At 41.2% G+C, this 14,630-nt stretch carries 15 protein-coding genes; 1 reads left to right on the plus strand and 14 read right to left on the minus strand.

Annotation, left to right across the window (positions count from 1 at the left end):
- Position 1: 1 nt before the first annotated feature.
- From rnc to A11Q_RS06865, 4 genes are read right to left on the minus strand one after another with little or no spacing between them, the layout of a single operon-like run.
- Complete coding sequence (gene rnc / locus A11Q_RS06850; RefSeq protein WP_015470068.1) at positions 2-715, minus strand: ribonuclease III; 714 nt, start codon at positions 713-715, stop codon at positions 2-4.
- Positions 705-2,102, minus strand: coding sequence for a tRNA (N(6)-L-threonylcarbamoyladenosine(37)-C(2))-methylthiotransferase MtaB (mtaB, locus tag A11Q_RS06855; RefSeq protein ID WP_015470069.1), 1,398 nt, complete (start codon positions 2,100-2,102; stop codon positions 705-707). The genes rnc and mtaB overlap by 11 nt, the downstream gene beginning before the upstream one ends.
- A complete protein-coding gene (gene mnmA, locus A11Q_RS06860) occupies positions 2,084-3,196 on the minus strand; it encodes a tRNA 2-thiouridine(34) synthase MnmA (RefSeq protein ID WP_015470070.1) in 1,113 nt (370 codons plus the stop codon). The genes mtaB and mnmA overlap by 19 nt, the downstream gene beginning before the upstream one ends.
- Complete coding sequence (locus A11Q_RS06865; protein ID WP_015470071.1) at positions 3,186-4,382, minus strand: cysteine desulfurase family protein; 1,197 nt, start codon at positions 4,380-4,382, stop codon at positions 3,186-3,188. The genes mnmA and A11Q_RS06865 overlap by 11 nt, the downstream gene beginning before the upstream one ends.
- Positions 4,383-4,717: 335 nt before the next feature.
- On the opposite strand from A11Q_RS06865, the gene A11Q_RS06870 reads away from it, so the two are divergent.
- Positions 4,718-5,767, plus strand: coding sequence for a hypothetical protein (locus A11Q_RS06870; protein WP_015470073.1), 1,050 nt, complete (start codon positions 4,718-4,720; stop codon positions 5,765-5,767).
- Here A11Q_RS06870 and tsaE read toward each other — a convergent pair.
- Genes tsaE through A11Q_RS06920 form a run of 10 tightly spaced genes read right to left on the minus strand, consistent with a single transcriptional unit; the run spans position 5,764 to position 14,613 of the window.
- A complete protein-coding gene (gene tsaE / locus A11Q_RS13520; protein WP_015470074.1) occupies positions 5,764-6,207 on the minus strand; it encodes a tRNA (adenosine(37)-N6)-threonylcarbamoyltransferase complex ATPase subunit type 1 TsaE in 444 nt (147 codons plus the stop codon). The two genes, A11Q_RS06870 and tsaE, sit on opposite strands and share 4 nt — an antisense overlap.
- Positions 6,204-6,929, minus strand: a complete 726-nt coding sequence (locus A11Q_RS06880) for a pyridoxine 5'-phosphate synthase (RefSeq protein ID WP_015470075.1) — start codon at positions 6,927-6,929, stop codon at positions 6,204-6,206. The genes tsaE and A11Q_RS06880 overlap by 4 nt, the downstream gene beginning before the upstream one ends.
- 3 nt (positions 6,930-6,932) lie before the next feature.
- Positions 6,933-8,306, minus strand: coding sequence for a phosphoglucosamine mutase (gene glmM / locus A11Q_RS06885; RefSeq protein ID WP_041575140.1), 1,374 nt, complete (start codon positions 8,304-8,306; stop codon positions 6,933-6,935).
- 2 nt (positions 8,307-8,308) lie between these two features.
- A complete protein-coding gene (locus A11Q_RS06890) occupies positions 8,309-8,737 on the minus strand; it encodes a CdaR family protein (RefSeq protein WP_015470077.1) in 429 nt (142 codons plus the stop codon).
- A complete protein-coding gene (gene cdaA, locus A11Q_RS06895; RefSeq protein WP_235044580.1) occupies positions 8,734-9,519 on the minus strand; it encodes a diadenylate cyclase CdaA in 786 nt (261 codons plus the stop codon). Before cdaA ends, A11Q_RS06890 begins: the two co-directional genes overlap by 4 nt.
- Before the next feature lie 26 nt (positions 9,520-9,545).
- Positions 9,546-11,495 (minus strand): ATP-dependent zinc metalloprotease FtsH, encoded by a 1,950-nt coding sequence (gene ftsH, locus A11Q_RS06900; protein ID WP_015470079.1) that lies wholly within the window; start codon positions 11,493-11,495, stop codon positions 9,546-9,548.
- 38 nt (positions 11,496-11,533) lie between these two features.
- Positions 11,534-12,502 (minus strand): tRNA lysidine(34) synthetase TilS, encoded by a 969-nt coding sequence (tilS, locus tag A11Q_RS06905; RefSeq protein ID WP_015470080.1) that lies wholly within the window; start codon positions 12,500-12,502, stop codon positions 11,534-11,536.
- Positions 12,499-13,869, minus strand: coding sequence for an aldehyde dehydrogenase family protein (locus A11Q_RS06910; RefSeq protein ID WP_015470081.1), 1,371 nt, complete (start codon positions 13,867-13,869; stop codon positions 12,499-12,501). The genes tilS and A11Q_RS06910 overlap by 4 nt, the downstream gene beginning before the upstream one ends.
- Entirely contained in the window at positions 13,869-14,192 is a 324-nt protein-coding gene (locus A11Q_RS13525; protein WP_015470082.1) for a hypothetical protein, read from the minus strand. Before A11Q_RS13525 ends, A11Q_RS06910 begins: the two co-directional genes overlap by 1 nt.
- Positions 14,182-14,613, minus strand: a complete 432-nt coding sequence (locus A11Q_RS06920) for a type II toxin-antitoxin system RatA family toxin (protein WP_015470083.1) — start codon at positions 14,611-14,613, stop codon at positions 14,182-14,184. Before A11Q_RS06920 ends, A11Q_RS13525 begins: the two co-directional genes overlap by 11 nt.
- Positions 14,614-14,630: the final 17 nt, after the last annotated feature.

Here is a 14,630-nt window from a genome sequence, read left to right on the forward strand (position 1 = left end):
TCTACGATTCCTTTAATGTCTTAACAAGCTCATTCAAATAGAGCTCTGCTGCACTTTGTTCGGCGCTTTTTTTACTAGGGCCTTCACCGCGACTTTTTTCAATACTGTTCAACTTCAACGAAACTAAAAACTTTGGCTTATGCGAAGGTCCTGTACTCAAAACAAGTTCATAAACAGGAGTTCCCAATTTATGTTTTTGTGTTAACTCTTGTAATCTGGTTTTAAAATCCGATAAAAATGAAGCGTTGACCTCTTCATAAAAATCTTCATTTGAAAACTGTGAGAGCGTCCACAAGCGAGCTGTTTCAAATCCGGCATCTTGATAAATAGCGCCAATTAAAGATTCCACACAAGAACCCTGAATTCGTGCATTTAAGTGATTTCCCTGCTTCACTTCCCCCGGTCCAAAGAACATATAGTCTTGCAAATCAAACTTCTTAGCTATTTCCGCCAGCTTGTTCAGATTCACTAACGACGCTCGTTTTTTTGACAAAACACCTTCATTAGCTTCTGGGAATAGACCTAAAAGTTTTTCAGCCACAACAAAATTTAAAATCGAATCCCCTAAGAACTCTAATCTTTCATTGTTCTCTTTTTGTCTATGCTCGTCGACAGTGTAGCTCTTGTGAGTCAATGCAATCTGCAAATGCTCCACATTAGAAAAGCTATATTGAAGCTTTTTTTCTAATTGTTCTTGCAAAGATTTATTGAGCATTTTCAATCCTCCTTGCATGTAAAATAACGTCTGTATCACCAGTTGAAACAGACTCTACGACTGCCAAAACCTCTGTATTACGAATGTGTGCGTGTTCTTCTGCCGTAAGATTTAAATTGAGATTCCAATAGTCACGTGACAAAGCCTGTACCCCATCAGAGTGCTTATTTAACACCAATGAGGATTTTACAAGCCCCACTTGTTTTAAGGCTTCGCTTTGTAGGCGATGCAAGCTGAGCTCACGCAGGCGCTGCGCACGCTCTTTGCGCTTCATCATCGGAATTTGCTCTAAAACTGCAGCGCGTGTGCCTTTTCTTTCACTGTAAGGAAATACATGTAATCGAGTCCATGGCGTTTCGCTTAAAAGGCGGTACGTGTTTTCAAACTGCTCATCTGTTTCCGTAGGGAAACCTGCGATAACATCCATTCCTACGTACGCATTTTTCACCTTAGACTGAATTCTCTCTAGGCTCTCGCGTACTTCCTTATCGCTGTACTTGCGTTTCATCTGATGCAAAACTTCCGTATCAGCACTTTGAATACTCATGTGAAAGTGAGGGCATAAGCGGTCATCTTGATACAAATCCAAAAGTCGATCACTCAGCTCAATCGGCTCTAAAGATGATAAGCGAACTCGTTGAACCGAAGTTTGATTGAGGACGCTCTCGACAAGGTCTTCGATCTGTCTTTTCTTTCCACCGACCATGTCTTCGTAATCACCAATATGAACACCTGTAAGTACGATTTCTTTAATTCCCTGTGCACAGAGCTCTTTCGCTTTATAAACAATTTGAGATATCGGGATAGAACGACTTTTACCGCGTGCGTATGGAATAATACAGAAAGCACAAAAACTATTACATCCATCCTGAATTTTTAAGAAACTTCTTGTATGGGACAGCTCTTGGCCCCCATCAGCTTCCAAATCTTCTTTCTTAAAGATGTTCGATTTAAAAACTTTCTGTTTGTTTTCATTTTTAAAATACTGATCTATAATCTGCGGCAACATCCCTTTATGAGAATTTGCTACAACTAAATCCGCCGCAGTTAGATTTTCAAAGGCTCCGGTATCCACTTGTGCCGCACACCCAGTGACAACAACTGTCGCCATAGGCTCTTTAGACTTAATTTTGCGAATAAGACGCACAGCTTGTTGTGTGGCTTCAGCCGTCACAGCACATGTATTTAGAACATGAATAACAGGTCCTTCGGATTTTTTCTTAACTACAGAAAACCCATTATTCGTTAAATTTTTTTGTATTAAGCCCGTATCGTAGGTGTTCACTTTGCAACCAAAAGTGTGCACCACGAAATCATATTCCCGACTTATACGGCGAATTTGTTCGTTTTGATTTAGCTCAACACAATTCAGTTCAACGTGATCCATCCGCCACCTATTAGTTTTTGGTTTTCATAAACAACAGCCGCTTGCCCCGGAGCCACCGCACGTTGAGGTTCTTTGAACTGCAAGCGAATGCCACGATCTGTTTTTGTCACAATAGCTTTAGAGGCTTTATGTTGATAACGAATTTTGACTTCATATTCAGAACCATCTTGAATATCGGAAAGCCACTTAGGCTCAATAACTTCTACAACATTGGAATACAGATCTTTTTCGTCTCCGACCCAAACTGTGTTATCACTCACATCGATTTTAAGAACAAAAAGCTTTTCGTGGTAAGTCATGCCCAACCCTTTGCTTTGTCCGATTGTGTACAAATGTATTCCGTCATGGTCAGCCATAACTTCGCCCGATGGATAACGTTTGATTTTGCCACGGCGTAGTTTTAATTCTTCAGTGCTGACCTGATCTTTTATGAACTGATCATAACCTCTGTTACCAACAAAGCAGATTCCTGTCGAATCTTTCTTCTTAGCAACAACTAGCCCTTTCTGTTCAGCAATCTGACGCACCTCTGGTTTCTTTAAATGACCAATGGGAAATAATAATTTTGGAACGATCTGTGGGTCTATTGTAAATAAGAAATATGTTTGATCTTTCCAGTCATCCGTTGATGTTTTGATGTGAGCGTGACCAGACTGATCATAGACGACCTGAGCATAGTGTCCTGTCGCTAGATAATCGCAATCCAGCTCTTTCATTTTTTTAACTAGATGGTCAAACTTCAAATACGTATTACAATTTACACAAGGCAGTGGAGTTTGCCCGTCCAAGTAAGCTTTAACAAAAGGATCAATAACAGATGCTTTAAATTTAGCTTCACAGTTTAAAACATAAAACGGAATATCTAATCTATCGGCGACACTGCGAGCATCATCCACATCAATACTTGAGCAGCAAGTCCCATTCCCTTCTGTGATATCACACTGAGAATAATCCCAGACTTGCATCGTAGCACCAATGACTTCGTAGCCTTGCTCGACCAGTAGTGCCGCCGCAACCGAACTGTCCACTCCGCCGCTCATCGCAACAAGTACACGTCCTTTAGAAGATTTGTTTTGTGAAGAATTAACCTGCATAGTCTTTTTTTCCTTCTTCTGCTTCTATTGCCCGTAACTTTTCAACTGTCTCTACTAAGCAGTTGATAAAACTTTTTACTTCGCCCTCGTTATTTTCCCAACCTAGGCTGATGCGCAGCGAGTTCTGCGCTTCCTGTCGGCTTAAGCCCATGGCTAGCAGCACAGGACTCGGCTCAGGATTACCACTGCTGCAAGCGGCACCCGTACTTACAGAAAAACCTTTTAAATCAAGACTCATAAGCAGAGTTTCACCATCCACACCTGTGATGACTAAGCTGGATGTATTGGCAAGTCTTTGTCCTTGCACAGCAGTTACTGAAATATTAGGGATTCTTTGCAAAAGCTCAGCTTCCATCTGATCGCGCATGCGCTGAACTTCACTGATCTTCGCTTCATAAGATTTCAACTCATCAAGCACGATATTCAATGCAGCAATACCTGTTACATTCTCAGTGCCACCACGGCGGGATCTTTCTTGACCTCCACCATGAATGAGTGGCTGCCACGGAGAAGATTTTTTAACATACACAAATCCTGTCCCCTTTAGGCTGTAAAACTTATGAGCCGAAAATGTGGCGTAATCTACATCCAGCAACTTAAAGTCGACAGAACTTTTACCCAACATCTGAACACAATCTGAATGCATTAAGGCTCCAGCCGCGTGTGCTAACTGAGTCACTTCTTGAATGGGAAAGACGCTGCCGGTTTCGTTATTAGCATACATCACCGAAACCAAGGCTGTTTTTGACGAAAGTTTCGACTTTAAAAAATCTAGATCTAGACTCCCGTTGCGATCAACAGGAATCAGGTGAACCACGGCACCCCAACTACGCAAGGCCTCTGCTGTCTTTAACACACTGGGATGCTCAACATGGCTGATTAAAAACTCATTACGAGTTTCACGCAACAAAGAATAAACAGATTTTAAAACGGAATTATTTCCTTCACTCGCACCCGAATTAAAAATAATTTCAAGCGGAGAGCAGCCCAAGAAATCTGCGATTTTTTTTCGGGTCTCGCGCAAAATGGTTTTAGATACACGACTGTCTTGATGAATCGATGAAGGATTCCCCGAAATGTCCATCAACTCCATCCACCTAGACTTTAAGCGAGATGAATGTGGTGTTGTCGCATTATGATCTAAATAAACCCGAAATTTACCTTCGGAGTTCGAGTGATTTTGCATAGCGACAAGTTGTACATGAATTTAAAAAATTTGAAAAGTTCTAATGAGTTAGACTACACATTAACAGTCGTTTTTGAATAGGGTTTTGGGCGCAAAGGATGGTACACAGGGCCTTTTTCTTGCTGCTGAGCCTCATCATTTTGAGCTGAGCCTTTCTGCAAGGGTGAAACACTGGAAGAAAAGGCAAAAACAACTAATAATATCAATATGTTATAGGTTTTTAACACGAAGACCCCACCTTACTCTTCTATAAGACACCTCGACTTGTCTACAGTGGTTAAAATTTACATACCAAAACTTCAAGATCAGCAGCCTAAAGTCCGATAAGCCCCTTGATGAGCGAAGTAAATACCAACCAGAAATGGGAAGATGTTTTCATACAAGAGTCAGTTGAGCTGGAAGAGCGCATGTCCACATTCGACATTGATTCACTGAATAAATCGAAGCTAAGACTCTCGATTGAAAATAGTATTCTCAACTGGGAAAAATACGAAACGTGGGTCATTGAAAATCTTCAGTGCTCAAGTTTAAAAAACAATATCCCTGAAAGTATTCTTAAAAACTTCTCATCTAACGCAAAACAAGCGCACGAAATCTATTCCAATTATGATTTTTGGAATGAAGATCTTATCCCCGTCTGTATTTGGGATAGCAGCTTGATTGTTTTTGGTCTTCAGTACAATGAAAACTTAGTGAATATCAAAAACCATATTTTCATTCTGGCAAAACCTGAAATTTTAGATTATTTCGCCAAATTAATTTTCAACAAAGAAGAAGTTTTAGACGCAGAAATTGAGGAACTTGAAAAGTCTTCACATCAAACCATTTCCAGAATTGAAGGTCTAGAACTCAATGCAGCCCCTCCTGTTAACTTAGACTTTAAAGATCTTTCGTTCGATACAGCACCTGACTTTGCCGAAAACAAAAATGAGCCCTTAGCTGAAGTCATTCCCCTAGCTGTATCTGAAGAACAAAAAGAAATTGATGAAAATACCATCTGGGATTTTATCAATGAGCGCCATGATGAATACAGCTTTGAAGCTCGCAAAAACTTCAGCGCCTATATTGTATTAAAAATTGATCACGATCAAAAAACACATGTATTCAAGATGGATCAGGACTTAGAAAGCCATCAAATCAACGAGAAGCTTTTTGAATACAGCCTGCGCGAAGACAATCCTTTCAGCAAGGTCTATGATTCAGGTGTATCTGCTTCTTTTAACATCTCTCAATTAGGCCTGAATCTGCTTAACTTCAAATATGCCTGCATTACGGCATTAAAACGCGCCGATAAGACCATGGGTTTTTTAATTGGCTTCAAAGAAGGTTCGTTATCTGAAACAGATCAACAATTATTAGAAGAATTAGCAAAAGAAAGCGCTTAACGATTTATTTCAAAAAATTGAATTGTACGCTTCCCATCAGCTTCAATCCGAAACGAAAGACCATATAAATTCTGTGTTAATGGAATGCTTTGCACATCTAATCTTTCAGGCCATTCTATAAGTTTATAGTCACTTGCCTGATTGAGTAGATCATAAACGCCTGCAGACTCGAGCTCTTCTTCTGTTTCAAGTCGATAAAGATCAAAATGATCGACAACAATTTGTTCATTTGCATAGCGCTGATGTATGGCATAAGTCGGAGACTGCATCAGTTTCAATCCCCACCTTTGACAAAAGTGAACAACGAAGGTCGTTTTTCCAGCGGCAAGATCTCCAGAAAGAAGAAGAATACTTCCTTTCGCACAAGTCGTAGCTATTTCGTTAGCGATTTGATTTAACTCGGCTTCTGAAGAAATAGTGCGATTCCAAATAGGCGTCATTTGAGTTCGGCTAACATCTTTTTCACTGATTTTTTTAAGCCATACTCGAGCGAATAGCAGATCAGTGAATGTCCAATATTCACTTCCTTTAAGAATGGAAGTTTTCTTATCTTATTGGCGTGTTCATAGTCTAAACCATGCCCAGCATGAACTCTCATTCCTAATTCATGGGCGCGTTCGGCTTCAGCCTGCAAGGATTTCCAAATCTTCTTTTTAGTATCGCCTTTTTCAGTCACCCAATGACCTGTATGAAATTCAATGGCATTCGCTCCGGCACGGGCCGATGCCTCCACTTGAATTTGATTGGGCTCAATAAAGAAAGAGACTTTTATACCTGCGGCCTGTAGTTGCTTCGTCATGGATTTGATTTTTTCAAATACACGGACAACATCAAGCCCGCCTTCTGTCGTCAGCTCTTCGCGTTTTTCTGGCACAAAACAAACCCATGCCGGCTTGTTAGATAAAGCTATCTTCAACATTTCAGGTGACACAGCTAACTCTAAATTAATAGGTAGTTTTGACTTTTTACAAAGTCTCACCACATCTGCGTCTTGAATATGACGGCGATCTTCACGTAAGTGAATGGTGATTTGAGATGCTCCGCCTTCGCGGGCTAGCTCAGTCATAGTCAATAGATCGGGGTACGATGTCGTATTGCCACGCACCTGTCTTAATGTGGCAGCATGGTCAATATTAACACCAAGATGAATTTTGCTTTTCATGTTCTAAGAGATCTCTTTTTCTAAGAAAATTGCCAGTTCTTCTGCAATAGTTGTGATTTTTTTCTTATCCGGCCCCTCTACAAGAATACGAATTAAGGGCTCAGTTCCTGAGTAGCGGATAAAAATACGACCTTCACCTTCCAGCTCAGACTCTTTTTCTTTTAATAGACGTGCATAACCATTAATTGTATCTAGCTCGACACGACTTCTAACACGGCAGTTAATCAATACTTGCGGAACATCTTCGAAGATATTCGCCAGCTCGCTCATTGTTTTACCTGTCTCACGCATAACAGATAATACTTTAAGAGCTGCTACTGTTCCGTCACCTGTCGTCGACTGATCTAAGAAAATAATATGACCTGACTGTTCGCCACCCAAATTGTATGAACCTTTGCGCATCTCATCAACCACGTGCTTGTCACCAACATTGGTTTTCACTACACGAATGCCATGCTCGTTCATTTTCTTTTCTAAACCGAAGTTACTCATCTGCGTCACAACTAAAGCATTATTGCGCAGTTGGCTTTTGTGCTTCATGTGGATGGCACAGATGGCAAGAATATGGTCGCCATTAATCAGTTTACCCTTTTCATCAACCATAATCACACGATCAGCGTCCCCATCAAGACCAATACCCACATCAGCGCGATATTGCACAACCGCTTGGGAAATCAAACTTGGATGAAGGGCTCCTACTTTGTCGTTGATATTGGTGCCGTCAGGACGATTACCCACATGAATAACTTCCGCACCTAATTCTTCAAAGATAGCGGGAGCCACGCGATAGGCCGCTCCATGAGCTGTATCCAATACAATGCGTAGTCCATCTAACGTGTGCTCTAATGGAAAAGCACTTTTTGCGTAAACAATATAACGCCCTTGAGAATCCTCAATGCGTTTTGTGCGTCCCACATCACGTGAAGCCGCCACTAGTTTTGACAAATTGTCATCAGCAACAAGATCTTCAATTTCTTGCTCTAATTTATCATCTAATTTAAAGCCATCCGGTCCAAAAATTTTAATCCCATTATCCTGATAGGCATTATGAGACGCCGAGATCACAATCCCCGCGGCAGCTCTCATAGTACGGGCTAAATAGCCAATCCCCGGAGTTGGAAGTGGACCCACCAATTGAACATAGATTCCCATTGAATTCAGTCCACTGGCCAAAGCTTGCTCAATCATATAACCAGACAGACGCGTATCTTTACCGATAACAACCTTATTGGCCTGTGACGGCGAAGAAATAGCTTTTTTACGAATCAAGTAGCCAATAGCTTGACCGATTCGAACGACCACTTCCGGAGTCATTGGAAATTGATTGGAAGTCCCACGTATACCATCTGTACCAAATAATTTTTTGCTTTTCATAATAACTACTGATTTTCTGTGTTTTTCTGAATGATTTCAACTCGAATCGTGCTAGGTCTAACACTTAGAACTCGTATTCCCTTTGGAACCTCAATCTTAGAAGTGTTCATGTCGACATCGTAAACACCTGGGCCTTTATCAGAAATATCTAAGGCTAAGAATTGCGCCCCTTCACGATATTTTTTCAACAGTGGCTGCGCACCTGAAATTCTTATTTTAATTCGATCACTCGACTGACCAGCCACAACCAAGCTTTGAGCAGTGATAAAATCCACATCTAAATCTTTGTGTGCCACAAAATCGCGGCGATTAAGAATCGAAAGCCATAAGATAAGCGCTATAAAAAGAGCTACTAATTTATAGGACAAATTATCCAACAAACTCGTCTTAATTTTTTCTATTTTTTCTTTTTTTGTATAGCGTCCGCGGATCATGAGTTCACCTCAGGCTGATAAGGACGATATTTATACCCGTAAGCTTCATACAAGGCCTGCCGAATTTCTGGCAATTCAGCATGTGGACTCATGTGACCTGATTGAACTATGCTGATTGATTTGAGTTCTTCAGAAACTACTAAAACCAAGGCATCCGTTTCTTCTGTTAATCCAATAGCAGCACGATGACGAGTCCCTAAGTTTTTATCAATAGCTGGATTTTTACTGAGGGGTAAAAAACATCCCGCAGAAACAACTTTTCCACCACGAATTAAAATAGCTCCGTCATGCATTGGACTCTGAGGATTAAAGATAGACTCGATGATTTCACTGGAAATTCGCGAGTCAAGTTCCGTTCCAATTTCAATGTGATAATCAACCAAGATATCTTTTTCGATAACAATCAAGGCTCCATAGCCTTTTTGCGCAATTGAAATAGCACCTTTAGCAATTTCTTCTACCATGTGAGTTTCCATCACAGAGGAAACCCCTGTGAAGAACGGATGACTTCCAATTTGCGCTAGAGCACGACGAATCTCGCCCTGGAATAGCACCACGACAATAACAAACAAGTTCGTGAAGAATTTTTCAAGAATCCAGTTTAAGGCATGTAAATCGAACCACTGGCTCACGATAAAGGAAATCGCTAAAATACCAAGACCGGACAACATCTGAATGGTTCCGGTCCTTTTAATCAAAATCAATATACGATAAATGATCAGCCAAACAAGGGCGATGTCGACAAAATCCTGCCACCGCAAGTGCTGCAGGATAAAGGACATATTTTCAATTATGTTCGTTAAAACACTCATGTGGCAGGAGCTGGTTTTCTATTCGGAACATCTTCAGAACTCTCGGTAGAGTCTGCATTATTTACCGGACCACTCACGCTGCCGCCATCTTTTTTATTACTTCTGACTTTTTGAATTTCAGAAACAGCCGCACCCTTAACCAACATATCGACTTCATTACCATCAATCGTTTCAAACTCAAGCAAGGCTTGAGTTAAACGCTCAAGAGCATCTTTATGTTTAACAAGGATATCCATCGCTTTCGTGTAGCCCTCATTGATAATTCTAGAAATCTCGCTATCGATTTCTTGAGCTTTAGATTCTGAGTATTCACGAGTTTTTTGACCATATCCCATTCCCAAGAAAACAGGGCTGTCATTTTTTTCATAAGCAAGAGGCCCTAGTGGACTCATACCCCACTCACAAACCATCTTACGCGCCATTCCTGTTGCGCGCTCAATATCATTAGCGGCACCCGTAGTGAAATCTTTAAAGATCAACTCTTCAGCCGCACGGCCGCCGAAGGCAAATGCAATCCAGTTTTCAGCTTGGTGTTTAGAAAAGCTCACAGCATCCTTTTCAGGCAATGTTTGAGTTAAACCTAAAGCCATTCCGCGAGGGATAATTGTCACCTTATGGATAGGATCCAAACCTGGAAGCATCATCCCAACAAGAGTATGCCCAGCTTCGTGATAAGCTGTTGTGCGCTTATCTTCTTCGCTGATGACCATGGACTTTCTTTCACTTCCCATGATGACTTTATCTTTTGCTTTTTCAAAGTCTTCCATTTCAAGATATTTTTTATCTGCACGGGCAGCAACTAAGGCCGCCTCATTCACTAGATTTTCTAAGTCAGCTCCAGAAAAACCCGGAGTTCCGCGCGCAATTTTACTGATCTCAACATCAGACCCCAATGGAGTCTTCTTCGTGTGCACAGATAGAATTTGTTCACGACCTTTAAGATCTGGTTTACCCACAACAACGCGGCGGTCGAAACGACCCGGACGAAGCAATGCGGGATCCAGAACATCCGGTCTATTCGTAGCCGCGATCAGAATCACACCTTCAGTTGATTCGAAACCATCCATTTCAACAAGCAACTGATTCAGTGTCTGCTCACGCTCATCATGTCCGCCGCCCATGCCGGCTCCACGATGGCGACCAACAGCATCGATCTCGTCAATAAAGATCAAGCAAGGTGCACTTTTCTTTCCTTGTTCAAACAAATCTCTTACACGGCTGGCACCCACACCGACAAACATCTCAACGAAATCAGAACCTGAAATAGTGAAGAAAGGAACTCCGGCTTCACCCGCCACAGCTCTTGCTAATAATGTTTTACCAGTCCCCGGAGGTCCCACTAAAAGAACACCCTTTGGAATACGACCACCCAATTTCGTAAATTTTTTCGGATCTTTTAAGAAATGTACAATTTCTTGCAAATCATCTTTGGCTTCATCCACACCAGCCACATCTTTAAATGTGACACGATTTTTATTTTCAACAAGGCGCGCACGCGACTTACCGAAAGACATCGCTTTACCACCACCCACTTGAATCTGGCGCATGATGAAAATGAACATCCCCACAATCAGTAGCAATGGTAACCAATTGATCAGAATAGAAGACAATAAACTGTCCGACTGAGACGATTCATAGTTAGGAGTAATCCCATGCTTTTGCAGTTCTTCAAAACCTTTATCCGAAATATTACCCGAAATCAAAAATTGAGTTCCACCATATTTCTTTTCAAACTCAGGTTTAATTTCCCCGCGAATTTCCCCGCGATCCTGAATGAAGACAACTTTATCTTCAGCAATTTCTTTTAACTCAACAGCTCTTAAAAGTTTTGAGTAATTAAAATCTTGAATTGTTTTCTGATGTTTAACGTCCCATGCGCGAAACATAAAGATCGTCAAAACAATCAAGGCAAACCAGAGTGCAAATGTCTTTTGATTGGCTTTCATTTATTAAGCCCCTTTCGTGGTGCTGTAGGAGAACCCAGTTATTGTAGCATAATTTGCGATGCGTTAATAACCCATTTTCTTCGCAGTAATTCAAATGTGAAGTCTTTTTGATTTTTGTCGAGTCTTTTTCTTATTTCTTCTAATTGTCCCGATGTGAACTGGTAAATCTGATGCTTTTTTAGGAACAAAGCAATTGCTGTTAGCTGCTCAGCCTTAGTGAGGCCTAAATACCACTCTCGACTCAATCCCTCTGCTGATTCTTTTGATTCTTTTGCAAAAACCAACTCTAAACCACCACGGGATTCCGCAGAGGAAATAATTTTAAACAAAGACCTAGCTAAATTATCAGGACCGCCCGTGACTTTTGCCTCTAAGGACTTGAGCCAGTTTTCACGTAGCCAGTTACGTAAGTAATCCTCATCTTGATTGGAAGGATCTTCCACCCATAGAAAACCTCTATCGCGAACATAACTCATCAGCTCGTCTTTAGTGCAGTTCAATAGAGGGCGAAAAATCCCCTTTTGCCACATCTTGAAAGCGCTAACCCCCTCTAACGAAGTGCCGCGAATCATTTTCAAGAGCACTGTCTCAAAGTGGTCGCCCCAATGGTGGCCCGTCACAATAACCGCGCCGTCCCCTTCTTGTGCTAGCCGATTTAAAAAAGCCCAGCGAGCGTCTCGCATTTCTTGCTCCGACACCAATGCTTGTTGGCTGCCTTCTGTGACAAACTCATAACCAGATAAACTCAGCTCGTCTACTTTCTGACGTACATGTTCTAAAGCTTGCTGACGATATTGATTTTGCGATTCCACTTCAGATGGGCCATGATGGTAATAGGCCACTTTTACTTTAGCTTGAGGCAATAATCTTGAAAAGACAGACAGCAGGGCCATCGAATCTAGCCCGCCCGAAACTGCTAAAACATATGATCCCGAACTTTCAACACCAAACTCTTTGAAATGTCCCCAGAGTTTATGCTCGAATGAGTTCCACGATGAAGAGGTCATGCGCGCGCTAAAACTTTCGTTTGAGTAAATTCAAAAAAAGCTTCGCGACCTAATTCTCTACCCACACCAGATTTTTTAAATCCTCCGAATGGTAAAAAGAAATCACTGCCAATAAGGCCATTGATCACGACTTGCCCCGCATGAATCTGGCGCGCCAATGCTTCAGCACGCTCTAGATCCGAGGTAAATACTCCTGCACCCAAAGCAAAATCAGTAGCATTGGCAATAGATACAGCCTCTGCATCTTCTTTAAATGGAATCACTAAAAGAATCGGCGCAAAAATCTCTTGATCTCGCAGCCAATCTGAATTTTTCGCCAATAGATAAATACCAGCATCAACAAAAGCCGAGTGTTGAGGCTGGCCATGACTACGACTGTAAACCAGCTTTGCCTCAGTCTTCAGCTCAAGTTCTTGTAACTGTTTTTTTAGACTCTCTTTAAATCGAACATGAGCCAAAGGCCCCAGCGTCGTCTGTTCACTAGAAGGGTCTCCGAAAATGATCTGATCGTATTGTAGCTTTAAAAGCTGTAAAAACTCTTGCAAAACATTTTCATGCACTAAAACTCTTTTTACAGAAATGCATGTCTGTCCACAGTTATTGAGTCTTCCCTTAGCCACTAAACTTGCAGCTTTCGGTAAATCAGCATCATCTAAAACAAGATAGGGATCGCTGCCACCCAGTTCAAAGACTGCTTTTTTAAGATAGCGACCAGCTATTTCATAAACTTTTTTGCCCGCACCTACAGAACCCGTTAAAGAAACCCCGCCCACAAAATCCTGCGAGAGCACAAATTCAGTGTCGTCGTGACGAATAAAACGATTCAGCAGAACAGGACCATTTGGAATCAAATCTTTAAAAAGCTCTTCAATAAGATTTGCCGTTAATGGCGTGATTTCAGAGTGTTTTAGCAGGATCACATTTCCCGCAATCAAAGCTGGAACGACCATTCGAATCACCTGCCACAGAGGTAAATTCCAAGGCATGATCGCATAGACAATTCCTAGCGGCATATACTGGACTCTGGATTGCGAATACTGGGATTTCTCTAAACGTTCATTCAAAAAACTGACATCTAAGGCAATAGCTTTTTTAACAGCATCTAAGCTTTTCAAAACCTCTGCACGGGCCTCTTGGATCGGCTTACCCATCTCTGACGTTATCAGTTGAGCTAATTCGTCCTGACGTGCTTCGATTCGCTCAGAAAGCTTAACTAGCGCCTGTTGCCTTTTTTCATAAGATAACTGACGCCAAACTTGGAATCCCTTATGCAAAGACTCTATAGATAAGAGTATTTCGTCTTGCGAACAGTATTTATACGAGTCTTTGACACTACCATCCCAAAAAGACCTTGTTTCAAATGACATTATTTTTGATCATTCTCTTTCTTTAAAATCTCAACTTCCGCTGTGATCTTAAATTTATGATTTTCGGCAAATTTTGAAAACTCTTTTACGAAATCAATTTTTCTAACCAAAGAAATCATCTCGTTTGACACTTTCAAGGTGATATCATCTTTAGCTTTCAAAGCTTGCCCCAAAACTGTACTCATTAGTTCTTTCGAGATTTCAGTGGGCGAGCCGGCACCGATAATTTTTTTAATCGTTTCACCTAGCTTTTCACCTGTTGATGAGTCTGTCGTATTGGATTTCGCCGATGTGTCTTTATCTTTTTTATCGTTATTTGCCATAAAGCTCTTTGATTCTTTTTCTAAAGTTCGTCATCATCATTGGTAAATTCGCACTAACTAAAGGCTTAGCCATCGATTCGGGCACAAACATACCAAAAGTGGCTTCTACGTTGTAATCCACAGCGCACTTGTCCCCTTGATCTTTAATCGTCCACTCGCCCTTCATTGTTTTGAACACATCGCCACCGATGAATTCAAACTTAACGCTTTCAAAAGGCTTTTCATTTGCTTTCAACTTGTATTTGAAAGTCTTAATCAAAGACACATGATATTCCATCTCTTTTGTGCCACCTGAATTTTTGTAGACTTTCACAGATTTAACTTCAGGCAAAAAATCAGAGTACTTTTCATAGTCTGTCACAATTTTAAAGAACTCTTCTGCCGTACAATTAAAAACTTCCTTGGTATTTGCTGATGCCATATATTTCGTCCTTTCGT

The sequence above is a fragment of the Pseudobdellovibrio exovorus JSS genome (assembly GCF_000348725.1).
GTDB classification, from domain to species: Bacteria; Bdellovibrionota; Bdellovibrionia; order Bdellovibrionales; family Bdellovibrionaceae; genus Pseudobdellovibrio; species Pseudobdellovibrio exovorus.

Excerpts from the sequence above, each read along its gene's own strand:
- A11Q_RS06910 (WP_015470081.1), bottom strand. The coding sequence starts at position 13,869 with ATGTCATTTGAAACAAGGTCTTTTTGGGATGGTAGTGTCAAAGACTCG.
- cdaA (WP_235044580.1), bottom strand. The coding sequence starts at position 9,519 with ATGTCCTTTATCCTGCAGCACTTGCGGTGGCAGGATTTTGTCGACATC.
- A11Q_RS06870 (WP_015470073.1), top strand. The coding sequence starts at position 4,718 with ATGAGCGAAGTAAATACCAACCAGAAATGGGAAGATGTTTTCATACAA.
- rnc (WP_015470068.1), bottom strand. The coding sequence starts at position 715 with ATGCTCAATAAATCTTTGCAAGAACAATTAGAAAAAAAGCTTCAATAT.
- A11Q_RS06920 (WP_015470083.1), bottom strand. The coding sequence starts at position 14,613 with ATGGCATCAGCAAATACCAAGGAAGTTTTTAATTGTACGGCAGAAGAG.
- mnmA (WP_015470070.1), bottom strand. The coding sequence starts at position 3,196 with ATGCAGGTTAATTCTTCACAAAACAAATCTTCTAAAGGACGTGTACTT.
- A11Q_RS06890 (WP_015470077.1), bottom strand. The coding sequence starts at position 8,737 with ATGATCCGCGGACGCTATACAAAAAAAGAAAAAATAGAAAAAATTAAG.
- A11Q_RS06865 (WP_015470071.1), bottom strand. The coding sequence starts at position 4,382 with ATGCAAAATCACTCGAACTCCGAAGGTAAATTTCGGGTTTATTTAGAT.
- tsaE (WP_015470074.1), bottom strand. The coding sequence starts at position 6,207 with ATGACGCCTATTTGGAATCGCACTATTTCTTCAGAAGCCGAGTTAAAT.
- ftsH (WP_015470079.1), bottom strand. The coding sequence starts at position 11,495 with ATGAAAGCCAATCAAAAGACATTTGCACTCTGGTTTGCCTTGATTGTT.
- A11Q_RS06880 (WP_015470075.1), bottom strand. The coding sequence starts at position 6,929 with ATGAAAAGCAAAATTCATCTTGGTGTTAATATTGACCATGCTGCCACA.
- A11Q_RS13525 (WP_015470082.1), bottom strand. The coding sequence starts at position 14,192 with ATGGCAAATAACGATAAAAAAGATAAAGACACATCGGCGAAATCCAAT.
- tilS (WP_015470080.1), bottom strand. The coding sequence starts at position 12,502 with ATGACCTCTTCATCGTGGAACTCATTCGAGCATAAACTCTGGGGACAT.
- mtaB (WP_015470069.1), bottom strand. The coding sequence starts at position 2,102 with ATGGATCACGTTGAACTGAATTGTGTTGAGCTAAATCAAAACGAACAA.